Origin of the sequence: Woronichinia naegeliana WA131, assembly GCA_025370055.1 — a bacterium.
GTDB lineage: Bacteria > Cyanobacteriota > Cyanobacteriia > Cyanobacteriales > Microcystaceae > Woronichinia > Woronichinia naegeliana.
This window is the reverse complement of sequence record CP073041.1, coordinates 3,052,309-3,075,186: the sequence shown is the minus strand read 5'-3', so window position 1 is coordinate 3,075,186 and position 22,878 is coordinate 3,052,309. Positions and strand designations below refer to the sequence as shown.

At 42.1% G+C, this 22,878-nt stretch carries 19 protein-coding genes; 7 read left to right on the top strand and 12 right to left on the bottom strand.

Annotated features, from left to right (window positions below; translation table 11 throughout):
• Window positions 1-24: 24 nt before the first annotated feature.
• The 4 genes from KA717_15655 to KA717_15640 all read right to left on the bottom strand — a co-directional run bounded on the left by KA717_15655 (window position 25) and on the right by KA717_15640 (window position 7,671).
• Window positions 25-1,053, bottom strand: a complete 1,029-nt coding sequence (locus KA717_15655) for a glycosyltransferase (protein UXE64677.1) — start codon at window positions 1,051-1,053, stop codon at window positions 25-27.
• Window positions 1,054-1,106: 53 nt separating this feature from the next.
• Complete coding sequence (locus KA717_15650; protein UXE63857.1) at window positions 1,107-1,901, bottom strand: DivIVA domain-containing protein; 795 nt, start codon at window positions 1,899-1,901, stop codon at window positions 1,107-1,109.
• A 32-nt stretch (window positions 1,902-1,933) separates the two neighbouring features.
• On the bottom strand, window positions 1,934-2,407 hold the full coding sequence (coaD, locus tag KA717_15645; protein ID UXE63856.1) for a pantetheine-phosphate adenylyltransferase: 474 nt from the start codon (window positions 2,405-2,407) through the stop codon (window positions 1,934-1,936).
• 1,034 nt (window positions 2,408-3,441) lie between these two features.
• A complete protein-coding gene (locus tag KA717_15640) occupies window positions 3,442-7,671 on the bottom strand; it encodes a DEAD/DEAH box helicase (protein UXE63855.1) in 4,230 nt (1,409 codons plus the stop codon).
• A 255-nt stretch (window positions 7,672-7,926) separates the two neighbouring features.
• Between KA717_15640 and KA717_15635 the strand changes: the two genes are divergently transcribed.
• A complete protein-coding gene (locus KA717_15635) occupies window positions 7,927-8,445 on the top strand; it encodes a YqeG family HAD IIIA-type phosphatase (GenBank protein ID UXE63854.1) in 519 nt (172 codons plus the stop codon).
• A gap of 356 nt (window positions 8,446-8,801) precedes the next feature.
• On the opposite strand, the gene KA717_15630 is transcribed toward KA717_15635, so the two are convergent.
• From KA717_15630 to KA717_15620, 3 genes are all read right to left on the bottom strand, one after another.
• Window positions 8,802-10,052, bottom strand: coding sequence for an AmpG family muropeptide MFS transporter (locus KA717_15630; GenBank protein UXE63853.1), 1,251 nt, complete (start codon window positions 10,050-10,052; stop codon window positions 8,802-8,804).
• 290 nt (window positions 10,053-10,342) lie between these two features.
• Entirely contained in the window at window positions 10,343-11,299 is a 957-nt protein-coding gene (locus tag KA717_15625) for a PhoH family protein (protein UXE63852.1), read from the bottom strand.
• 60 nt (window positions 11,300-11,359) lie between these two features.
• A complete protein-coding gene (locus tag KA717_15620) occupies window positions 11,360-12,658 on the bottom strand; it encodes a hypothetical protein (protein UXE63851.1) in 1,299 nt (432 codons plus the stop codon).
• 131 nt (window positions 12,659-12,789) lie between these two features.
• Here KA717_15620 and KA717_15615 point away from each other — a divergent pair, with 131 nt between their 5' ends.
• Entirely contained in the window at window positions 12,790-13,275 is a 486-nt protein-coding gene (locus tag KA717_15615; GenBank protein UXE63850.1) for an alpha/beta hydrolase, read from the top strand.
• Window positions 13,276-13,492: 217 nt separating this feature from the next.
• On the opposite strand, the gene KA717_15610 is transcribed toward KA717_15615, so the two are convergent.
• Window positions 13,493-14,572 (bottom strand): IS1 family transposase, encoded by a 1,080-nt coding sequence (locus KA717_15610; GenBank protein UXE63849.1) that lies wholly within the window; start codon window positions 14,570-14,572, stop codon window positions 13,493-13,495.
• Window positions 14,573-14,735: 163 nt separating this feature from the next.
• Here KA717_15610 and KA717_15605 point away from each other — a divergent pair, with 163 nt between their 5' ends.
• The 3 genes from KA717_15605 (at window position 14,736) to KA717_15595 (ending at window position 18,634) form a co-directional block, all read left to right on the top strand.
• The gene (locus tag KA717_15605) at window positions 14,736-16,523 is read left to right on the top strand and encodes a ShlB/FhaC/HecB family hemolysin secretion/activation protein (protein ID UXE63848.1); all 1,788 of its coding nucleotides are present in this window, start codon (window positions 14,736-14,738) and stop codon (window positions 16,521-16,523) included.
• 74 nt (window positions 16,524-16,597) lie between these two features.
• Window positions 16,598-17,965, top strand: a complete 1,368-nt coding sequence (locus KA717_15600; protein ID UXE63847.1) for a cytochrome c biogenesis protein — start codon at window positions 16,598-16,600, stop codon at window positions 17,963-17,965.
• Between the two features lie 249 nt (window positions 17,966-18,214).
• A complete protein-coding gene (locus tag KA717_15595; GenBank protein ID UXE63846.1) occupies window positions 18,215-18,634 on the top strand; it encodes a gamma-glutamylcyclotransferase in 420 nt (139 codons plus the stop codon).
• A gap of 42 nt (window positions 18,635-18,676) precedes the next feature.
• Here KA717_15595 and KA717_15590 read toward each other — a convergent pair whose 3' ends face one another.
• From KA717_15590 to KA717_15575, 4 genes are all read right to left on the bottom strand, one after another.
• Window positions 18,677-19,159, bottom strand: a complete 483-nt coding sequence (locus KA717_15590) for a Fis family transcriptional regulator (GenBank protein ID UXE63845.1) — start codon at window positions 19,157-19,159, stop codon at window positions 18,677-18,679.
• Window positions 19,160-19,307: 148 nt separating this feature from the next.
• Window positions 19,308-19,961: a sigma-70 family RNA polymerase sigma factor gene (locus KA717_15585; protein UXE63844.1), complete on the bottom strand. Its 654-nt coding sequence runs from the start codon at window positions 19,959-19,961 to the stop codon at window positions 19,308-19,310.
• Between the two features lie 148 nt (window positions 19,962-20,109).
• Window positions 20,110-20,640 (bottom strand): late competence development ComFB family protein, encoded by a 531-nt coding sequence (locus tag KA717_15580; protein UXE63843.1) that lies wholly within the window; start codon window positions 20,638-20,640, stop codon window positions 20,110-20,112.
• A gap of 58 nt (window positions 20,641-20,698) precedes the next feature.
• Window positions 20,699-20,911 (bottom strand): RNA-binding protein hfq, encoded by a 213-nt coding sequence (locus KA717_15575; protein ID UXE63842.1) that lies wholly within the window; start codon window positions 20,909-20,911, stop codon window positions 20,699-20,701.
• A gap of 214 nt (window positions 20,912-21,125) precedes the next feature.
• On the opposite strand from KA717_15575, the gene glyQ reads away from it, so the two are divergent.
• Complete coding sequence (glyQ, locus tag KA717_15570; protein UXE64676.1) at window positions 21,126-22,019, top strand: glycine--tRNA ligase subunit alpha; 894 nt, start codon at window positions 21,126-21,128, stop codon at window positions 22,017-22,019.
• A gap of 42 nt (window positions 22,020-22,061) precedes the next feature.
• Window positions 22,062-22,856, top strand: coding sequence for an ABC-2 family transporter protein (locus KA717_15565; protein UXE63841.1), 795 nt, complete (start codon window positions 22,062-22,064; stop codon window positions 22,854-22,856).
• Window positions 22,857-22,878: the final 22 nt, after the last annotated feature.

Genomic DNA, 22,878 nt, shown 5'->3' with positions numbered 1-22,878 from the left:
CACTTTCAGTGCATAATGCTTTAGTTAGCCCAGTGACTTAGCCTTTTTTGAAAGTCCTAATTTCTTCTTTAACTTATCGAATATTCTTTGCCCTTGTAACGTTAACATTCGTGTACTGCTCAAACTAGGGATGCTAGAGGAAAGCTGTTCTTTACAATCAAAGAATTGATTAATATCTTCCAGAATGACCTGTAAACGCCTCAGAATATTTTCAGTCCGATATTCGGCAACTAATTGCGTAAATAGTGAAGAGGAATTATCCGTTACTGGACGATTAATCACCTTAAGAATGCGTTGTACATCATACTCGGTAGAATAGCCAGCAATTTTGTGACAATTAAAACCAGGATCAAGATAGTCGGACAGACCACCATTGATGCTAGAAAAAACCTGACAACCACAGGCCAAAGCTTCCATCGGTTGTAGCCCAAATCCTTCGCTAACTCCCTGAAGTGCCCAGTATTCAGCCGAATCGTAGAGGTATGCTTTCGTTCGATTGAAGAGAGCGGCAAGATTGTCCACGTAGGAATCCACAACGTATAATTTACATCGCTTTTGCAAGGCTGGAATAAGTTCTTGCATCAAGTAGGTGGAGGATTTGCGGGTCTGCACCAATACATCAAGATCCCGATCGCGGTTTAAGTTCTGAAATTCATCATTAATTTGATTAGGTAAATAATAAATCATGGAATTAGGAGATCGCTGTCCCCAATAACCCATCGTATTTCGACTGACGGCAATGATGGGGATACTAGGAGGTAATCTAAAGCCGTAGCCCGCGCTATGGGCATGATAGATGACGTTTTGACGTTTTAGTCTAGCCGCTAGTTTGGCAACATCAAAACCCCAGCTAATCACAAAAATGACATCTGCTAAGCTTTTTTGTCTCAGTAAATCATCGAGAAATAAAACCTCTTTTTCCCGTTGCCGATAAGTCACTACCTCCGCCAAACAGATTTGCTGGGCCAGAGCAAGGGTTTTTAATTCTACCGAGAGACCGCCACAGGTATATTTCCCTCCTGTACCAGGGACTAAAAAGTATAGCTTTCTCATGGCATTGTTTTTCTTAGTACTATTACACCCAGATAAGTTACCCTTTTTCACCTTTACCGCGATCGCCTACGAGGTCTATCGGCTATAGGGGCGATCGCTGTCTGCACAACATTCGGATTATTACTATTGGGATTATTGGGATTATTGGGATTATTGGGATTATTGGGATTATTGGGATTATTGGGATTATTGGGATTATTGGGATTATTGGGATTATTGGGATTATTGCTAGGGGAATTATCGTAGAGACGTTGGCGGCCATTATGAACAATACGAATCATTTCCCCCAATTCCTGCTCTAAACGACCTAGTACTGTATCTGCATAATTATCCGCATCTCGTTGAATTTCTTGGCACTCTCGTACTGTTTGCTGGCGATACTGCTGTAATTCCTGGGTTGTCACCTGCCGAATTTGTTCTAACTCTCCTAGGGTTTGACGTTGCATCGATTCGCATTCCTGTTGAACTTGATAACGAACCTGAGCAGCCTGTTGTTCTGCCTGCTGAATAATTCCCGATTCATCTAGAATCTTAGCCGCCTGTTGTTGGGCTGATTGAATAATCCGCTGGGCATATTCCTCGGCTTGTCGCATGATCGCCTCTTCCTGATCGAGAACGGCCAGGGCTTTTTGGATAGCCTCTGGTAGATTGTCGCTGATTAATTCAATTTGATCGAGAATTTTACCCTCATCGATTATCGTCCAAGGAGAAACCGGAATATGAAAACTCTCATAGATCAGTTCCTGAAGTTGTGCTAACTCCTGTTGAATGTCAAAATCGACAACCCGACGACGACCCAGGGATTTGGTTGCAGGGATCTCAGTATTAGGATTCTCGCGACGTGCCATAGCGTTTAATAATAAAATTTTATGTTTTGTGGTTAACGGTAGTATGAATAGATATCACCGGCGACATTTTCAGGAACCAAGTGGGTGATGTTGCCGCCAAATCGAGCAATTTCTTTGACAATGCTACTACTTAAAAAGCTATATTCTTTGGTTGTCGCCAAAAAAACTGTCTCAATGCCGTCCCAAAGGGTTTGGTTGGTATGGGACATTTGGAGTTCTTTCTCAAAGTCGGATAGAACTCGTAGCCCTCTCAGCAAAACATTAGCATTGCGGAGCTTGGCATATTCTACCGTTAGGCCACTAAAGCTATCGACTTCAATATTAGGTAAATGACTTGTACAGGCACGGATCTGCTCAACCCGTTTTTCAACGGAGAAGAGAGGTTGCTTACCAGGGTTACAGAGAACAGCAACCGTGACATGTTCAAAAAGTTGACTACCACGCTGAATAATATCGAGATGTCCTAAGGTAATGGGGTCAAAGCTTCCAGGGTAAATGGCAATCACAGGATTTGGGTAATAAAACAATAACTGGAATATCAGTTTTAGGGATTTTTGTACGTCCGATATTAGCAATCTTCATCGCTTGACCCCTAGTTTATCCTTAACTCCCGATCTCAAGCAAATATTTTGCACAGCGACTCCTCTGAGTGGTAAAGGTAGCGATCGTAACAGAATTCTTTAGTAATTCTTTCTAAAGTCTTGGCAATTTACTTTCCATTCCATTTTTAGTACAAATGCCACTGTCCATTGTAATTTTCTATGCTACAGCAAACGAAATATAACAAATCATTCAGGGCAAACGCATCTAAATTCTAGACTCCTTATCTGATAACTCATATTTCGTACTGATTTTGAAAAAATAAAAATAAAGTGAGAAATGGTAACGGAATAGTTAAAATCAAATAAGTGGTTATGCAAAATGAATTACCCTTTAGATAAATCCGAAAGCCTTGCTACACAAGGATCGCTATGTATAAATAATTTTACTTAAGCACTTAAGCGAATAAACCTCAAGAAAAAATGACTAAGTTAAGCGTTAAAAATCTAGACCATTTAGGGATAATCGCCAGGGCAAACGCATCAAAATTCTAGACTCTTTATTTGACAAGCCTTTTAGCATTTTATAAAAAATCAATAATGATTGCTGAAACCTTTACCTAACCTATCGTTCAAAAATAAGATGCGTTTGCCCTGAAATTCTAGACCCTTTATTTGACAAGCCTTTTAGCATTTCATAAAAAATCAATCATGATCACTGAAACCTTTACCTAGCCTATCATTCAAAAATAAGATGCGTTCGCCCTGCCCCTTTCCTGAATCCTTACTACAAGACTCTATTTTAGAACTTTATTTATATTTTTTATCCTTACCCAAAATTAATGCACAGGCACCCATAATAGCTCGCGCGAACTACTTCGCCTCTTCGACAACCTGCGGAATGTGGGATACATCCGAAAATAAAACAAGATGGGTTGGCTTAGTAAGCTTTGCTGAAACTTCAGCCCGTCTTATCCGATTTAGCCCAAAAAGCCGATCAATTAATTCCCACTAATCAACTGCAACAATTGATCCGTCGAAACCTTGCCACTAACATCCGTACCTTCCAATAAACTATCCGCTAGGTCGCGTTTTTGATGGTGTAAATCGACAATTTTTTCCTCAATCGTATTCTTTGCCACTAGACGATAAATAGTAACAGGACGCTTTTGGCCAATACGATGGGCGCGATCGCTGGCTTGATCTTCTACGGCGGGATTCCACCAGGGATCCATGTGAATCACATAATCGGCAGCCGTTAAATTTAAACCCGTTCCCCCTGCTTTGAGACTAATTAAAAAGACATCCCCTTCCCCATTTTGGAAAGCATCTACTCGTTTTTTACGCTCCTTAATTGGAGTGCTACCATCGAGATATTGATAATTAATTTTTTGCTCGTCTAGATAGTTACGAAGAATGGTCAAGTGATCGACAAATTGACTAAAAACTAAGGCCTTGTGACGGTTTTCTAATAATTCTTGCAAAACCTCCCCAAAGGTTTCCAATTTGGAGCTTTTGACCGGACTATCCGGCATGATGAGACTGGGATTACAACAAGCTCGCCGTAACCGCATAATTTCCGCTAAAACCTGTAAGTGTTTGGCTCCTGCTTGAGCATCACTATTTTCCAATTTGGCGATCGCCTGACGACGGAGAGCTTCATAAAAAGCCATTTCTTCTGAACTCAGTTCGACCTGTAACAGAATTTCAGTCCGGGCGGGTAATTCTTTGAGAACTTGGTTTTTGGTCCGACGCAATAGGAAAGGTTGAATCAAACGCTTGAGTTGATTACGGGCAGCCTTATTTTGACCCCGCTCGATCGCATTGGCAAACCGTTCATTAAAACTATCCAGGGAACCCAATAAACCAGGATTAATAAAGCGAAACAAATTCCAAAGTTCTCCTAGATGATTTTCAATGGGAGTGCCGGTGGTAATCAACTTAAATTCTGCTTGTAAATTCATTGCCGCTTGGGAACGTTTGGTGGCCATATTTTTAATCGCCTGGGCCTCATCTAATACCACCACTTGCCACTGCACTTTGGCCAACATCTCAGCCACTTCTTCCTGTTGTAAAAGTCCATAGGTGCATAACACTAAATCAAAGGGTTGCAAGTTTTCTAAAACTAAGGCTCTGTCGCCACTACCAAACTGCATCGGATTTAGGGTTGGCGCAAAACGATTAGCCTCACTGATCCAGTTGGGACAAACGGAAGTGGGAGCCACAATCAGAGTCGGCCCTGCGGCGGCTTTGGTGAGAATTAAGGCCAAGGCCTGCACCGTTTTACCGAGTCCCATATCATCAGCTAAACAGGCCCCCACACCCCAATGGGCTAAACGAGCTAACCATTGAAACCCCTCTACCTGATAATCCCGCAAATCCGCTTGCAAAGTCGAAGGTGGTTGGGGATCGAGGTCTTTCATTTCCTTGATGCGTTTGATATGTTCCTTCCAATGGCGATCGCTTTTTAGGCTTTCGGCTTCGTCTAACATATCTTCAAGGGCCAAGGCTGCTAAGGGATGAAAACGTCGTCCTTTACCTTGTTTTTCCGAAAAGGCTTTTAACTCCTCTAATCGTTGTCGAAACTCGTTGGTTAGAGCCAGAAATTGCCCATCGGCCAAAGCGATAAACCGCCCAGGACTTTTTTCCAGTAATTCGATTAACTGTTGTAATCCGATCACCAAATTGTCATCAACTTGCAACTCTCCTTCGGCAGCAAACCAATCCCGTTGACGTTGAATATTGAGATTAAATTGACCAAAACTAGCCTGATGACTGACCCGTAATTTTTCACCTTCGGGCCATTCAATTTTGACATTTTCTCCTAAGCCTTGCAATTCTAAGAGTAACTCCAGACAATGTTCTGGCTCTTCCAGATACCACTCTCCTCCCTCACTATCATTTAAAGCCAAAGTCGGACAAGCATTAATCGTTTCCTTGGCCCGTTTCTTTTCTTCCTGGAGATCACGATTGGTTTGATAACGTTGACCCTCAATTTCTGTAATCACGGTTTCTCCTCCTTTGCCAGGCTGAAAATAGGGGCCTGTTTCTCCAAAAGGACGAGTTAAAATGGCGACCTTTAAGCCTCCTCCCATCGGCAAAAGATGAATATGGGGTCGGTTATAGGACGGTACTTCCTGAGCATTTTCTGAGCCACCCCCAATGTCGGAATGCACCGTTACTAAACTAGCAACGGCATTTATTGCCGTTAAAACCTGTTCTTGCGCTGCGAGAGGCACTTCTAGACGATTATTCTCGCCTAAAATAGTGGCAATTTTTCGATGTTGCGGAGTAACCTCAATGACTTTAATACGAGTCAGACTTTCTTTGATCACTAATACTTGTTCTCCACTAGCCAGATTAGGCTCAAGTTTTAGAACAATTCTTGTCTTTTTGAGCTTTTCGACCTTTAACTCTGGTTCTCCAGCAACAACCTCAAGCTGTACCGGCGGAGTATTATCTAAAAAGACCAAAGGATGACCGACTAAGGCCACAAAAGCCAGATTATCAAAACGATAATCCATCTGTCCGTAATAACCGACTGAATAACTTTCTAAATAACTGCAAATTTGCCAATCCTGGGGGGTGAAATAATTGAGATCTGAGGATTGTTTGGTTAAGCGTTTTAGGGCGATCGCTCGTCCGGCTGTCCAATCTCCTTTTTTTGTCCAACTCTGTTCACGGGGAGATAAAGAATAACTATTTTCAGAATAATAGGTGACAAACCAGGCTAAACGTTTAGTCGCCACAGGTATCTTTTCCAGACTTTTAGCTGAAGGTTGACCCACTAAATTAGCTAAAGCCGTTAAGGACAATTCCCACTCACTTTGGGGTTTAACAATATCCAGTAAACTAACACCGCCCTCCACTGCCTGCCATTGCTGGACGATCTCCCCATAAGAATCCTGACTTAGGGAGTCACAGCGTAGGATCAAGTCAGCTATTTCGACTGCCAACCATTGATAATCGGCTCGATAGGCTCGTGTTTGAAAATTTCTAGCCCAATTAAGCAGAGATTCCTGGCGATCAGGCTTTAGCCAGTAGGTACAGATTAATTTAAAAAAAGTTACTAAGCTATGTTCTTCTGGGTCGGTGATGCAAAGATGGCGTAAACGCTCTCGGTAGGGCTGATTGCCCTGTTGCCACTGAAGTAAATTATCTAAAAGCACATAAATTTCATTAAAGGAGTCAGAAACCGCTAGATCTAAGGCATTTTTGACATAGCCCTGAGCTTCTTGTTTGCAGTCCCCTGAGCCTTCTCCCAGGAGGGACAAAATGAATAATAGGCCAGCAATGCCTGGCAGATAAATTTTGCGTTTTTTCGTTAGTTTCCTAATACTTACTAAAGCTTGACGATAACTGGCGATCGATTCAGCATAATGTCCTTTCAAACAAGCAATATTCCCTTGATAAATAAAGAAGTTACTAGGATGAAGATCAATATTTTGTTTTTCAATCTGCTGAAAGAAAGATTCTAGCTCCTTCAACTCACCCCGTAATAACAATTGCTCTGCCAATAACACGACCAGGACAGGAGATTTACGCTGAACGACCAGGACTTCCTGCTTGAGTAATTCTAGTTCATCTTCTGTGGTGGACAACTTGTGGAGGGATTCTGATAGTCGAATCTGTAAGGCAAATTCAATCAGCTCAGGCGATAAACTCTTTAGCCATTCCAGATCAAAAGGATTTTCTAGCATTTCTAGGAAAACGCTCTCCAGGGTAATCTGCCGAGAGCTAGATGAGTAATGATAGAAATCTTCAAATTGACGCTCAATGAAAACCAGATCTTGATTGTGGATGCCAATGCGAACTTCCCGAATGAGTTCAGAATCCGACCGAAATGATCGTCGTGAATTATAGCTAGACTCCCGAATGGGATAAGCCATTTCAACCGCCGTTACTAAGTTTTCAAATATCCCTGTTTTTACCGCATCCCGACTAGGGATTTCCCGCAATTGTTGATGGCAGGTTATTCCGGTGTTACTTCCTGTTTTTAGCAATTCTAATTTTAAGAGTGGCTCGATGATTGGCTTCAGACTGGCAACATTCCAGGTTTTCTCTCTGCTATCCCGATAACCCAGATGATTCAAGCAATTTGCTAACTCCATACGAGTAACTGGGTGATAGAGAATAGACAATAATTGCAGAATGGTCTTCTCTAGGAGAGGTAATTGCTCGTACCGTGTTTGGAGAACTTGATAGGATTCAGGGAGGCTAGTACTAGTCATGTTGTCGAGAGGGGATTAAGTGCAGTTAGGTGTCTTCAACTTACTCAAACTGTTTGGACTTAGAGAATTAAGTCTAATTTTTAATCTTATCCTAATCTACTGCGATCGCAACTAAAACTTATTTCCGTATCACCCTACGAACAGAAGTCTAAACCCCACAGATTCAGAACAATGCTTCGACTTTTTTTACTTCCTGCTAATCGGTCTAACCGTCAGGGTTACAATCAAGAGACGACCTTCAAACCGATTTTTCTGATGACTAGAGCCAAACTCCTGCAACCCGACCTTGTTCTCGGCAATACTATCCTGCATCTGACACCGAGGATTTTACAACGTCATCATTTACAGGGACTGGTCTTAGATGTGGATGAAACCCTAGTGTCCTTTCGACGGGCAGATGTTTCTGAGGAGTTACAGTTTTGGGTGGAAAAAATTCGACCGATCCTTCCCATTTGGTTAGTGAGTAATAATCTTAGCGAGGTTCGGATTGGGCGCATTGCCGATAGCCTCAACTTGCCCTACCTATTTGGGGCCGGAAAACCCTCTCGACGGAAAATTCGTTATGCCATTCAAGCCATGAATTTACCTGTATCAACGGTGGCAATGGTGGGCGATCGCTTATTTACCGATGTCTTGGCCGGTAATCGTTTGGGAATGTTTACTATTTTAGTGGAGCCGATGGTACATCCTGAGTTATCACCCAAAAGTCACTCTTTGCGAAACCTAGAAGTTTGGATTTCTGAGAAATTGGGGGTTACACTTCATCATTCGTAACATTAGTCAACAAAAGTCTTTAAACGTTAGCCGGATCAAATCTAAAAAAAAGATTAAGGATTCGACACAATTCCCAAATATCGTCAATAATAATACTTAGTTCAAATGGGGTCAGCCGATATAAAGATCCTAACTATAACAAGCAACTCAAGGGGGTTAAGGTCTATTAAGTGCCTTGCCCCTTTAAAATTTTTAGCTCAAGGAACATCAATTTATATATCTTTACTTCCTCACTTTTGGTGAAGGGCAGGGACAAAACTTTAGATAACTTTACAAACTCCAGTCGTTTGAGCCTCTAGTTTTCTGAGTCAACGAAAGCTTTTAGAGCATTTGCATTAATTTTGCTGAGATGATGCTCAATTATCCTCATCTTCAGAGCCAAATCGAGAGGTGAGTTGGGGAGCTAAATCTTCCCTTTCCTGCCAAGGCGCGAAAAAGGGCAATAAAATTAAGCCTGGTAAAGCAGCGATCGCCGTCATCAAGAAAAAGTTCGGCCAACCCATTGCCTTAGCCCAAATACCAGAAGGCGCGACTAAAATATCTCGATTGAAGGCAACTAAACTAGAAAGTAAGGCATATTGAGTTGCAGAAAAACGTTGGTTACAAAGGCTCATCAAAAAGGCCACAAAAGCGGCGGATTCCAAGCCAGAACAAAAACTTTCCACATTAATGGCTCCAATCATTAAAAGCTGATTTCTTCCCACTAAAGCCAAGGCGAAGTACATTAAATTGCCGACCGCTTGGACAATGGCAAAAATCCAAAGAGAACGATTAATGCCAATCCTAGTCATAATGGCTCCCCCCGCCAATGTCCCCACAATAGTGGCAATAATACTAAGGGTTCCGGGTAAGGCAAGGTCACTTTTGCTAAAATGTAAACCCTGCTCCAATAAAAAAGGAGTCGAAAGGTTTTTAACCATTGCATCCCCTAATTTATAGATAGTAATAAACAATAAAATAAAAATAGATTTTTGTAGTCCATTCCTTTCTAAAAAATCTAGAAAGGGATAAACAATCGCATCCTTTAGGCTCTTGGGCGGCTCTCCTTTTTTAGGTGGTTCGGGTGCAAAAAATGAATTGACTAGACCAATGATCATTAAGGCAGACATTAATAAATAAAAGAAATTCCATGAGGTTTGTTCAGCAATCCAAAGGGGTAAATAACTCGTAAAAATAATGGCTAAACGATATCCCAATAGGAAAACAGAAGCTCCTGCCCCTAATTCCGGTTTTTCGAGAACATCAGTGCGATAGGCATCGGCTAAAATATCCTGGGTTGCACTAAAAAAAGCAATTAAAAAAGCATTGATAGCCAGAAATTGCAGGGCTTTGGACGGATTTTGTAACGCCATGGCCGCGATCGCCACAATTAAGGCAATCTGGGAAATGACTAACCATCCTCGTCTGCGTCCTAAAAAGGGAGGAACAAAGCGATCTAGGAGCGGCGACCAAAGAAATTTAAGGGAATAGGGAAGGCTGACCAACCCAAACGCACCAATGGCCTCTAAACTGACCCCATCCTCACTCATCCAAGCCTGGATCGGATTTTTACTAGAGAGATAGAAGGGAAGTCCCGATGCAAATCCCAGAAAAATCAGGGCTGACATCTTGCGGCTTTGGAAGACTTTGAACCAGTTAGCAACCATAACAAGGATTGAACAAGAAAATGAACTGTTCCCCATCATACTGCTAATCAAACCCATCTTCTCCGCAAAACTTTTCTGCTAGAATGCCTTTTCAGCTAAGAACAAATCCTTGATAAAGAATATTTGCCTGGGTAGATAAGTTTATTTAAAAAAGGTTTTGGACAAACAATCACCTTGAATAGCATGGTTCACTAATTTTGAACTTCCTATTTTTTATGATTATCTATTAAGCCGTTTAGAAAGTTACCTATTTAACTTCCCTCTTTTTCATAGGCTTCTACAATTTTTTGTACCAAGGGATGACGAACCACATCCGCCTGACTCAGGTGGCAAAAAGCAATTCCTTCTACATTTTTTAAAATTGATTGGGATACCACTAAACCGGAAGGTTGATGACTGGGTAAATCAGTTTGAGTAATATCCCCTGTCACCACCATTTTAGAACCAAAACCAAGACGGGTAAGTACCATTTTTAATTGGGCTGGAGTGGTATTTTGAGCCTCATCAACAATGACAAAAGCATTACTCAGTGTCCGTCCACGCATATAGGCGAGGGGAGCTACTTCAATTTTGCCTCGTTCCATCAGATCAGGAATTTTTTCAGGATCAATAAATTCATAGAGAGCATCATATAGGGGACGCAAAAAGGGATCTACTTTCTGTTGTAAATCGCCTGGTAAAAACCCTAATTTTTCACCCGCTTCTACAGCAGGACGAGTTAAAATCAAACGCTCATAGTCATTATTTAATAATGCTTGAACGGCTAAAACTGCGGCTAAAAATGTTTTTCCAGTTCCGGCTGGGCCAATGCCAAAAGTAACATCGTGGCTTTGAATGGCTTTAACATATTGTCTTTGCCGAAAGGTTTTAGCACGGATAATTTCACCCCGTCGAGTTTTCGCCAGGATTGTTTGTTGGAGAGAACGATATTCTTCCGTTCGGCCACTGTCCATGGCCTGAAATGCCGTTAAAATATCAGGCCGCGAAATGGCTTTACCTTCTTGCCAATAGGTGGAAAGCGATCGCAGGACTTTCATCGCCCGCTCTACATTTTTCTCTTCTCCATAGAGTTGTAAATCCTGACCCCTAAGCACCAATTTGGCCCCCGTATGACGGGCAAGATAGGCTAAATTATCTTCTCCTTGACCGGCTAACGCGATCGCACTTTCGGGACTGGGAAGCTGAAGGATTTCAGAAATTTCAGACATGAATTCAAAAATGGCAAAATTAAAGATAAAAAAGAAACATCAAGAAGAAGATAAAATGGTTTAGGAATGTGATTCTAGACGGCGTTGCCATTCTTGATCAATCTTATCGGATTGTAGAGCTTCTTGCGTTAATAAATCCTCATCGGTACGATAGGTAATATCCGCCGCCGTGATCACTTTTTCTGCCGCAAAATCTTCTGCAAATTGAAGTTTCTGACGGAATTTAGGATTAGGAAGGGTTAACCATTCGGCCTTAGCTTGACGTTTTTGATTGCGACTATCAATGCCTTGGTTTCGCCATTGTAGCCAAAAATAACGTCCGAGGGGAATGGCCAAAAAAGCGATCGCATAGATTAATAAAACACCATAAACAGGCTGTATTAAACTGGCAATAGCAATGCCTGCGCTATATTGTCGTAATAAACCGCCTAACATCAAAGCTAGAACAATATTAACTGTTCCCAGTCCTAAACTCAGCATAATTTGGCCGCTATCGGCTTGGCTAAACTGCCAACGTTTCTCATTCAAAAAACTAGAAATGGCAGTTAATGTCCGCTTTTTGGCTGTCACCTGGAGTTCGGGGAAATAATAAATAAGATCACCCTGATCAGAAACTTGAGGATAACCATTAAAGCGAGCCAGTACCGGCAAAATATAATCTTCTGTTTCTTGATTACTGCTCGTGACATTATCCAGATAGGGAGCAACCTGTTCGGCGGCGATCGCGCCCCCCTGATTGCGAATTAAAGTGCCAATTGTCTGCCAACGTTTTTCTTCTAAATCTTCGTTCGGATTGCCATCTCCAAACAAAAAGGAAAAAATAGCTTCTAAAAAATTCATAGATCGTACCGAGGATGATTTACCATGGCCAGCCCTTGATTCATAACGGTTGTAGTCAGGACTAGGATTAAAAATCCAGAAAATATCCGTCGGAAAGAAGAAAAAGCCACCACCATCGCGATCGCCGCCCGAATTACTATCGCTATCTTTAGAATTAACAGCAATCAAAATTGCCACAATTGCCAAAAACATCACAATAATCGAGATAATTAAAATAACACCAAAGGAAATCCGAATCAGATAAAATAATGCCCCCCAAATCTTTTGCCAAAGTTCCTGTAGTCTCAGTCGCCAAAAACGGTTGCGTAAAATAGTGCGAAAATTTTTAGGAAATTGGTAAAGAATATCCCCAGAATCCGTCACCTGTAGATGTCCCCCTGCTTCCGAGGCTAGGGCCAATAAACCCTGCTGGGTAACATTCAGTTCTAAGCCTGCTTGGGTTGCCACATCCCCAATGGTAACGGCATAATCGAGTTGTTCAACTGACCTCATAATCTGAGGATTAAGCGTTACAGTCATAGAAGCGTCTCACGGACTAAGGTTTTGTAAAGATCTATTTACTCAGTATAAATAAGAAAAGCGAAGGTTAAATGATTATTCTCAGAGGAACAGGCTCAATGACAAGGATTTGCCTAAAATTATTTTTGGTCATGGCACTCACAACGGGCTTTCCCTTACCTAGTCAAGCTGCTGAAAAGATCATCCTCAAATACAGTATTTTGCGGGAGTCGGTTTCTATCCCTGAACTGAGTCAGTTAAGCAAAACAGGGGAAGTCTCTTCATCGCTCCAGTCCTATCTCAACTTAGCGAATCAAAAGCCAGAAGATCTACAGCGTTGGCTCAATCAATCGTTTAATATCGATCCTATCGTGCTATCTGAAGTTCTTAATAGTTTTGTCGGAAAATATTTGCTCCAACAGATCGCAGAGGTCATTCATACACCGTCCCAGCGATCTAACATAGAAGCCTTACGGGGCGCGCTCATTTCCTCGGCAACGGAAGATCAGAATATTAGTCTCATAGAAGTTTTAGAAAATTATCCCACGGCTGAACTTCAGGTAGAAGGCGATCGCCTGATGGAACTCTATCAACAAATTAAGGGACTCGTCGGCAAGATTCCCCGTTTTCCTCTTTAAACGAAGGCAAGAAAGTAGCGGATGATACAAAGAGAATGGTTGACGAACTTGTCCCTGAAAATTTCGGATTGAAGATCTTTCTTTTTGACTATCCAGTAGTCTTCTCCGCGAAAATACATTGAGATTTTTTACGTAATCTGTAATTTTGCCCTATTTTCAGGGCAAGCGGCACTGGTATCGTCTAGCTAGAAGCTACAAACGTTGCAATACAAGAGGTTCAAGAAATCAGGCGAATTTGGAGTAAGTCCTCCCAAGTTAACCCTTTTTCAATTATACCGAGAGCTACAGCAGGAACTTCTCTAGTCGTAAAATGGCTGCGAACAAAGTTATGAACCATCCAGAAAATATCTAGGACTCGCTGTAATCCCACAACAGATTTAGCATAAGTATTTGTACGACGGCGAAAGGCGGCTAAATAGCGTCGGATAGCACTATTAAATGCCTCAACGTGGTTGGCATGGATGTCCTTTTCTTCTGGTTTTTCTGTTGTCTCAGGATGTTCAGTTTTCGGAGTTTCTACTTTCTTTAGTTTACCCTCAGAATCTCGACGTTTACTACTCTTATTTTTTAGTCTTACCACAAGACCCTTCGGTAATACTTTGGTGGGACGACCTCGCTTTCCAGTCCTTAATACTTCGTGACAAATATCAAATAGCAGTTGACTATATCGCTTTTCTCCATCTGTAAATAACTGGAGAGATTCTGCACTCCTTTCAAATAATTCCGCTACCGTCATCATTGCTTCTAGAAATAATTTCTGCTCTTTTCGACCACATTTTAAATGCCAAATAAAGCGGCTAGCCCTGTCCATGAGAACGATTGTCCACCCCTCAGAGGCACTTGCTTCTTTATTTTTTCCAACTTTTGTGTATAGTTCATCCCCTTCTATTACTAATTTAACAAATTCATTCACTAAGGCGTATAAAAATAATGTCTCTTGTAATCCTGATAATTTCTTTTCCCAATTCAATATTGTTGTTTTCGCGTAGCCGAATACTCGGGCTGCTGCATTTAATCCTATTCCTTCCATTCTGGCTTTTAATACTTTTACAATTTCACTTAATGGGGTTTCTAAGCCAGCGATTACGCTATCATAAGTCTCAGCAAAACAAGAACTACATTCTTGACAAATGAACATTTTACGTTCCCCGTTACCTTTCGTTTGATAATGAGAATGTATTTTTACGTTTTCACTATAGCAATGAGGACAGTTTTTCTTGAATAAGGCATCCTCTTTCTCTTGGCACAAGCCAACATCATTCAGGATTTCCATAGAGCTTTTCTTTAATATTGACATTGTTTTCTGTTTCCTTCTTCTTTGATATAATGACAATAATAATAGTATAATAAAAACGGGACGATGTCTAGTCTTAAACTATTTTTCTATTTTCTCAAGGCCTTACACCATAAACTTTTTCCAACTTTGATCAGACGATACCAGTTCCTTATTTCTGACTCCAATGAATAATGGTTTTAGCTGCCGAGTCCAATTCAGTGGCAATGTTCTAGTCGTCCTTGCCGCGATCGCTGGACTATTTTGGGGTTTCTATGATCCCCTAACTCCCCTACTAGCTCAATCTTTCGTTGCACCAAGTCTTGAGAGTCAGAGGGTCGATCTTCCCAGTCCTGGGCGAATTTTGTTGCCGCCCCAACCCTCCCAACCGATTATTCCTCCTAGTCCTCTACCCTCGCCTCCTTTAGAAATTTTCCCCAGCAATCCCATACCGCCCAATTTACCGCAGAATGTGCCAGGGACGATTACCGTCTCGCGCTTTGAATTTCAAGGCAATAGTGCATTTAGTTCAGAAGAATTAGCAGAGGTTACAGCCCCTTTTACCCAACGTCCTCTCACCTTTGCCGAACTGTTAGCCGCAGAATCCGCCGTCACTCAGTTTTATACCGAGGCGGGCTATATTAATTCGGGAGTCATGATTCCTGCTGGTCAGATCTTTGATCAAAATCAGGCTGTTATTACCATACAAATCGTTGAGGGAGGGTTAGAAGATATTCAAGTCCAGGTAGAGGGCCAACTCGATCCCGATTATGTGAAAAGTCGTTTGGCGATCGCGACGGAGAAACCCTTCAATCAGAAACGCCTGCTCGAAGCCTTACAACTGCTACAACTCAATCCTCTTATTGAATCCATTTCCGCCGAACTATCTGCTGGCCCTCGTCCTGAATTAAGTTTGCTTTCAGTGCAAGTCAAAGAAGCCAACACCTTTAATATTGAAACTTTTACTGACAATGGCCGAGTCCAGAGTATTGGTAGTTGGGAAAGAGGACTGCGAATCAGTGAAGGGAACCTCTTGGGAATTGGAGATGGGATTACCTTGGATTATGCCAATAGTGATGGCAGTAACGCTGTAACGGCTAGTTATACCCTGCCCCTTAATCCCCATAACGGCACTTTAAAAGCAGCAATTCAGTACAATAATACAGTGGTAATAGAAGAACCTTTTAACATTCTCGATATTACTGGTGACTCCCTCTATTTTGATCTGAGCTATCGTCAACCCCTGATCCAAACCCCTCGTCAAGAATTAGCCTTAGGATTGACAACCTCCTATTCTGCTAGTCAGACCAGTTTATTGGGAGAGGGATTTCCGCTCTCACCAGGAGCTAATAATGATGGCCAAACTCGCATTGCCGCCCTACGCTTTTTTCAGGAATGGACAGAACGAGGCAGCGAGGATGTGTTGGCGTTGCGTTCCCAATTCAGTCTGGGATTAGGCATTCTGGATGCAAATGTCAATAATTTGCCACCCGATGGACGTTTTTTTGAATGGCGGGGTCAGGGACAATATGTTCGTTTGTTAGGGCCAGAGACATTATTTGTCTTTCGCTCGGCAGTGCAATTATCCACTGAGCCATTGGTTCCCTTGGAGCAATTAACCCTAGGGGGTCTCAATACGGTGCGGGGCTATCGTCAAGATTTATTGCTCACTGATAACGGCATTTTTGCCTCTACCGAAGTGCGTTTACCCGTGCTACGAGTTGAGGAAATTCAAGGAGTCCTGCAAATTGTTCCCTTTCTGGATTTTGGAGTCGGCTGGAATGATCGGGATAATCCGATCCCAACACCTAATCCGAATACTTTAGCTAGTGTGGGGCTGGGACTGCTCTGGCAAATGGGCGATCGCCTTACAGCCCGCTTAGATTGGGGATTGCCGCTAACAGAGTTTCGAGTACAAGGTAACACCGTGTCTCAGCAAAGTCTTTATTTTTCGGTGAGTTACAATCTTTTTTAACGAATATAATTAACTTAATACTACTTAAAATCGAGTGGTTAATCCTCTCTTTTCCCCTTCTTCTGGGTCAACCTATGACGCTCTCTGAATCTTCCTCTAACCTCTCTCCTTTTCATTTTCTACAACAGACCTGGCGTTCCGTGATCAAGGCGATCGCTGATTTACGACTAGCGATTATTTTACTGCTTTTAATTGCTATTTTTAGTATTAGTGGAACTGTCCTTGAACAGGGTGAAACCCTAACGTTTTATCAAACCAACTATCCTGAAGATCCAGCTCTGTTTGGGTTTTTATCTTGGAAAATTATTTTAGCGATCGGTCTCAATCACGTTTACAGTACTTGGTGGTTTTTATCCTTACTCATTTTATTTGGTAGCAGTTTAACAGCCTGTACTTTTAATCGTCAATTTCCAGCCCTTAAAGCTGCTCAACGTTGGCAATATTATCAACAACCTCGTCAATTTCAAAAATTAGCCTTTAGTATTACCTTAGACAATCTTTCCCTCAGTAAAATTATTCCTCACCTACAAAATCAAGGTTACAAAATCTTTCAGGAAAATCAAACGCTCTACGCTCGAAAAGGCTTGGTGGGCAAAATTGGCCCGATCATTGTTCATGCAGCCATGCTTATTATTTTAGGGGGAGCTATTTGGGGAATCATGACCGGCTTTCTGGCCCAGGAAATGGTGGCCAGTGGCGACAGTTTTCAAGTTAAAAATATTATTGAAGCCGGCCCTCTGGCCAAAAGACAAATTCCGACAGATTGGGGAATTAAGGTCAATCGTTTTTGGATCGACTATACACCAGACGGTAATATTGATCAGTTTTATTCCGATCTATCGGTGGTTAAAACAACCGGCGAAGAATTAGATCGCAAAACGATTTTTGTTAATCAACCTTTGCGCTATAACGGTGTGACTTTTTACCAAACGAATTGGGGTATTGCAGGAGTTAAAGTCCAAATTAATAATAGTCCGATTTTTCAATTGCCGATGGCTCCTCTGAATACGGAAAATGGCGGTAAACTTTGGGGAACTTGGATTCCCACAAAAACGGATCTAAGTGAAGGTGTGGCTCTGCTGGTCAAGGATCTTCAGGGAACCATGATTCTTTATGATCAACAGGGAAATTTATTTAATGCAGTAAGAGCTGGTAGTAGTATCGAGATTAATGGTGTCACTCTCAAGGTCTTTGAATTAGTTGGCAGTACGGGACTGCAAATTAAAGCAGATCCAGGGATTCCCTTTGTTTATCTCGGTTTTGCTTTGCTGATGTTGGGAGTAATAATAAGTTATTTTTCCCATTCTCAGATTTGGGTACTAGCTCAAGATTCTGGAAGTGAATTGACCAAACTTTATCTAGGGGGAAAAACGAATCGTGCCCAGGTCAGTTTTGAACGGGAATTAGTGGCGATCATTGCTCAACTTCAGGCAGAAAATTAATTTTACAACCTGCCCACCTCGAATCAAGATTGGCCAATTCGGCACTGGTTCAGCTTAGTTGTTAAATAGCCTGAAAGTCTTGCCCTGTAAGGATTTTAGTGATTCAGGGCAAAAATCGTTGTATCCCTTGCTGCACAGGGGTTTGATGCAATTCCAATAATCAGACTGAACCATTACCCACTATTCAGCCTTGACATATTTTGTTATATTCTTGAGTACTATCATGAAATCGTTTCGACCAGCAGTCCCTTGAAAGTCTTCGTTTATGGAACCCTTAAGCCTGGAGAATGTAATTATCCGCTTTACTGCCAAAACCAGGTGATACAATCCCGGAAAGTTTATACCTACGGTCAGCTTTATCATCTCAATCAAGTAGGTTATCCAGGCATGACAGAGGGCGATCAGAAAGTCTATGGCTACGTTCTAAAGTTTGCAGATGAAATGCCTCTCCAGATTCTAGATCAACTGGAAACCTATGATCCTCAATCCGCCCCCCAGGACAACGAATATGATCGCCGTCTCATTCCCATTTACGATCTAGAAAGCGGCCATTTTCTGGAACAGGTTTGGGGTTATGTGATGCGACCTGAAAAGGTTCAAGAATTAGAGGGGATCGTGTTGCCATCAGGATGGTGGACAAATCCAGGACGAGAGCCAATATTTGTTTAACGCCTTATTGCACCAAAATGTTGGCGAATCCCCACCGTTTAGCTATTGAACATTGCCGGGAAGGTCAATAAGCGGTTGGTTAAGTGCGATCGTTAATGGCTCAGATTCTAATTCCAAATTAGCTTGTTGCAGAGGGGGCGGGGAAGGGTATTGGCCACCGATAAACAGATTGGATAATGCCCCTACTAACACGGCCGTCACCACCATTCCACCCCAAAAGAGAAGGCGATTCAAACGATTGGCCTGCTCAATGCGCTGAAAAACTCGTTCCGATAATTGCTCTGGGGTAATTCCAGTTGAAGGGGTGGGGACACAGGGCATTTCTCGTTGTAAGCGCAGTAGTCCTAAATAGGTTTGCTTTAATTGCGGATCGGTATCGAGCCATTCTTGAACTTGCTGACGCTCATGGGGAGTTATTTCACCATCCATGTAGGCACTTAATAACTCGAAACGTTGAAATGGTTCATTCATGTTGTCGGAATCGGCATCAAACTGCCCATAGGAATTTTTAAATTCTGATTTCATGGTGACCTCACGGCGGGGGATACAAAAAACGCTTGTCTTATAGACAGACGTAAATAGATGGCATTGCCATAACACTCCTCACCTTCGTTAGGACTTTCCCAAGCCTTTTAAAATTGACTGACCGATTGCTATTGAAAAAATCGCCGCTTTAATCTAAGTAGTTTTGTAAAACGGATTGCAATTTGGCTCTGGCTCTGGCGATCCGTGACTTTACCGTACCCAAAGAAACCCCAGTAATTTCGGAAATTTCTTCGTAGGCCATGCCGTCAATTTCCCGCAACACAATAGTAGTACGAAAGGCTTCCGGCAAATCGGCGATCGCCAAACGCAGACGTTCATAAAACTCGGTCGTGGCCAACGTATCATCAGGACTTGGATAATCCGAAACGATATCCCAATCAATTTCTCCATCATCAACACGACGGGGAGCATCTAAAGAAATTGGATGACTAATCCGTTTTCGTTTCCGCAACTCATCGTAGAAGAGATTGGTAGCAATGCGACTGAGCCAACCTCGAAACTTGACAGGTTCGTTCAAACGTTTAATATTGCGATAAACGCGAATCCAAACCTCTTGAGCTAAGTCAGCCCGATCTTGCCAATCTGGAGCCAGGTGATACAAAATCTTATCCACATGGGACTGATAGCGACGTAGTAGCTCGTTAAAAGCTGCACTATCAGGATGTACACCGTCCTGACAGCGAAGAATGAGATCGTAATTTGACAATTTATCCGGGGTTGCGGACAATTGGGGCTTGTGACCCTCAATACTAGACCAGGATGCTGGAATGGATTGACTCATCGACTTACCCAACACAGATTTTCCTCACATTGATAGCTTATGACGACACCATAGCTTATCAAGTTCCGAAGGCTTCCACAATTTCAATGATATTTTACGGCTACTGAGGTTAAGGATTGGTGACTTTGTTTCCCTGTATCCCAATCCCCTAGTCAGGGGCAAAGGATTTCAACAATTGACTCATGTCTGCCACAATCTCTTTAATATCTTTGCGCGTTGGTTTATCCAAAGGACTGCGACCAGGAAGGGTGGGATAATCTAAAAAGCGACGAATTCCTTCGTTAATCTGAGTATTAATAAGACCTTGTAATTCTTTTTGGGCCCGTTCTCGTTGGTATAATGCTCCTTCCTCTGAGGTTGCATAGAGGGGCGGCAGACGATTCAGGGCATAGGCTGCCACATCGGAAATGTCTAAGTCCCGTTCACTGACCCCTTCTAAGACGGCTATTTGCGTAATAACCTCCGTGATGACTAGTTCTTCCATCACGTTGATGAATTGTTTGTTGGGAACTGCAACAACCTCACCTGCCAGTAAAGATCCCATCAAGCGATCTAGGGACATATACTCTTCTAAGGATAAGTCGGTTGCCCCTTCACAAATCCGACCGACTTCCGCTTCCATTGTCGGTGTCAGATAACCATCGTTTAGGGCTTGTTCGACAATTTGTTGAATACTCATTTTGGGTTCGAGATTAGAAGAACAGGATTAGGAAAAAAAGACGACTGTAGATCATCTTTTAGGATTTTGGTTGTAGATAGACGATGGATTGTCGCCAAATTAAGGTGCTTTGGTTAGACGAATCAATCAAGCATAGACATTGAACATCCTGCCAACGGATCTTACCAACCAACAGATCATTCGTGATCAACTTAACTTCGACATTTTGTTGAGTTTTGATCAAATTTTGGATTTTTCGAATGCTAGGTAAGCCAGTATCAAATTCAGCCATAATCTAGATGGAAGCGGGCAGTTAAAGAAAATGATTTCAAAGCGAAGTCACTCACCTTATCCCTAACCATACCGCCAAACCTCAACCTTTTTGAGAGAGTTTGGGAAGAAATTGAGCAGGGGATGATCATGATTGCTGGGCATTAGGGGAGACAAAGGCAGCTTTCTAGGTAAAAATAGGAATAGTCATTTGGGAGGAGAACATAATTGTGACGATTACTTTTCAGGCTGTGATCGCTAAATTAAATGAGTTTTGGGCGGAGCAAGGATGTTTAATTGCCCAACCCTTTGATACAGAAAAAGGGGCTGGAACCATGAGTCCTCATACCTTTTTACGGGCGATCGGACCAGAACCCTGGGCGGTAGCCTATGTGGAACCCTGTCGTCGTCCCACGGATGGTCGTTACGGAGAAAATCCGAATCGCGTACAACACTATTACCAGTATCAGGTTCTCATTAAACCATCTCCCGATAGAATTCAGGAGATTTATTTGGATTCTTTGAGAGTTCTGGGAATTCAGCCGGAAGAACATGATATTCGTTTCGTTGAAGATAATTGGGAGTCGCCGACGCTCGGAGCCTGGGGAGTGGGCTGGGAAGTCTGGCTAGACGGCATGGAGATCACCCAATTTACCTATTTTCAGCAGTGTGGAGGGATTGATTGTCGGCCAGTGGCGATCGAAATTACCTACGGCTTGGAGCGGTTGGCAATGTATTTGCAAAATGTGGATGCGATTAGTAAAATTCGTTGGAATGAAAAAATTGAGTACGGAGAGATTTTCTGGCAAGGAGAAATTGAACAATGCACCTATAATTTTGAAGCCTCTAATCCAGAATTACTGTTGAATTTATTTACGCTTTATGAGCAAGAAGCCAAGCAGTTAATTGAACGAGGATTAGTGTTACCGAGTTTAGAATATGTGTTGAAATGCTCTCATTCTTTTAATCTACTAGATGCCAGAGGGGTAATCGCAGTGACGGAACGAACCCGTTATATTGGGCGGATTCGCAATCTAGCCAGGGAAGTGGCTCAACTCTATCTCGAACAACGAGAAGCCTTAGAATTTCCCCTGGCTTCTAAACGCCTTGTCCCAGTAGGAGGCTCTTAATAGAATTTTGAGTATTTTAACAATGGTTTTTTCTGAATAAATATGGGAGTTTTACTGAAAACCTATAGCCACTTACTCGGTATTTTCTGGAAGACGGCGATCGCGGCCGAGTTAGAATATCGTCTTAATTTTGTGCTGGCAAGTTTTAGTAGTTTAGCGAATCTAGTGGGCAGTATCTTTAGTCTTTTTTTATTCTATCGAACGGGATACCATTTTCAGGGCTGGAGTTGGAGTGAAGCTCTGATTGTCTTAGGAATGTTTACTCTCCTACAAGGCTTTGCGGCAACTTTGTTGATCCCTAATCTCAATAAAATTGTAGAATATGTGGAAAAAGGAACCTTAGATTTTGTTTTACTTAAACCAATTAGCAGTCAGTTTTGGCTATCAACTCGTATTTTATCTCCCTGGGGAATTCCAGATTTATTTTTTGGACTATTACTAATCTTTTATGCCGCTAGCCAATCCCCGATTCAGATTGTCAATGTTCTACTCAGTTTTGCCATGTTATTTTTAGGAATGCTGATACTCTATAGTCTTTGGTTTATTCTAGGGACGACGAGTATTTGGTTTGTAAAAATCTACAATGTAACAGAAGTTTTGCGAGGATTATTAGAAGCAGGACGGTATCCCATGATCGCCTATCCGATGACCTATCGTATTTTCTTTACTTTTGTCGTTCCAGTGGCTTTTTTGACGACTGTTCCTGCTGAAGCAATGCTGGGAAAAGCAGATCTGATTTGGATGTTAGGGGCCGGATTATTGGCGATCGCTTTGTTAGCTTTTTCCCATTTTTTCTGGCAATTCGCGCTAAAATTTTATACAAGTGCTTCTAGTTAGTTTGTCTAGGTGAAAGAGTCAA

Excerpts from the sequence above, each read along its gene's own strand:
- KA717_15650 (UXE63857.1), bottom strand. The coding sequence starts at position 1,901 with ATGGCACGTCGCGAGAATCCTAATACTGAGATCCCTGCAACCAAATCC.
- KA717_15565 (UXE63841.1), top strand. The coding sequence starts at position 22,062 with ATGGGAGTTTTACTGAAAACCTATAGCCACTTACTCGGTATTTTCTGG.
- KA717_15575 (UXE63842.1), bottom strand. The coding sequence starts at position 20,911 with ATGGCTGAATTTGATACTGGCTTACCTAGCATTCGAAAAATCCAAAAT.
- KA717_15615 (UXE63850.1), top strand. The coding sequence starts at position 12,790 with ATGGCACTCACAACGGGCTTTCCCTTACCTAGTCAAGCTGCTGAAAAG.
- KA717_15590 (UXE63845.1), bottom strand. The coding sequence starts at position 19,159 with ATGAAATCAGAATTTAAAAATTCCTATGGGCAGTTTGATGCCGATTCC.
- KA717_15600 (UXE63847.1), top strand. The coding sequence starts at position 16,598 with ATGACGCTCTCTGAATCTTCCTCTAACCTCTCTCCTTTTCATTTTCTA.
- KA717_15605 (UXE63848.1), top strand. The coding sequence starts at position 14,736 with ATGAATAATGGTTTTAGCTGCCGAGTCCAATTCAGTGGCAATGTTCTA.
- KA717_15610 (UXE63849.1), bottom strand. The coding sequence starts at position 14,572 with ATGTCAATATTAAAGAAAAGCTCTATGGAAATCCTGAATGATGTTGGC.
- KA717_15620 (UXE63851.1), bottom strand. The coding sequence starts at position 12,658 with ATGACTGTAACGCTTAATCCTCAGATTATGAGGTCAGTTGAACAACTC.
- KA717_15635 (UXE63854.1), top strand. The coding sequence starts at position 7,927 with ATGACTAGAGCCAAACTCCTGCAACCCGACCTTGTTCTCGGCAATACT.
- KA717_15655 (UXE64677.1), bottom strand. The coding sequence starts at position 1,053 with ATGAGAAAGCTATACTTTTTAGTCCCTGGTACAGGAGGGAAATATACC.
- KA717_15640 (UXE63855.1), bottom strand. The coding sequence starts at position 7,671 with ATGACTAGTACTAGCCTCCCTGAATCCTATCAAGTTCTCCAAACACGG.
- KA717_15580 (UXE63843.1), bottom strand. The coding sequence starts at position 20,640 with ATGAGTATTCAACAAATTGTCGAACAAGCCCTAAACGATGGTTATCTG.
- KA717_15630 (UXE63853.1), bottom strand. The coding sequence starts at position 10,052 with ATGTCAGCCCTGATTTTTCTGGGATTTGCATCGGGACTTCCCTTCTAT.
- KA717_15585 (UXE63844.1), bottom strand. The coding sequence starts at position 19,961 with ATGAGTCAATCCATTCCAGCATCCTGGTCTAGTATTGAGGGTCACAAG.
- KA717_15625 (UXE63852.1), bottom strand. The coding sequence starts at position 11,299 with ATGTCTGAAATTTCTGAAATCCTTCAGCTTCCCAGTCCCGAAAGTGCG.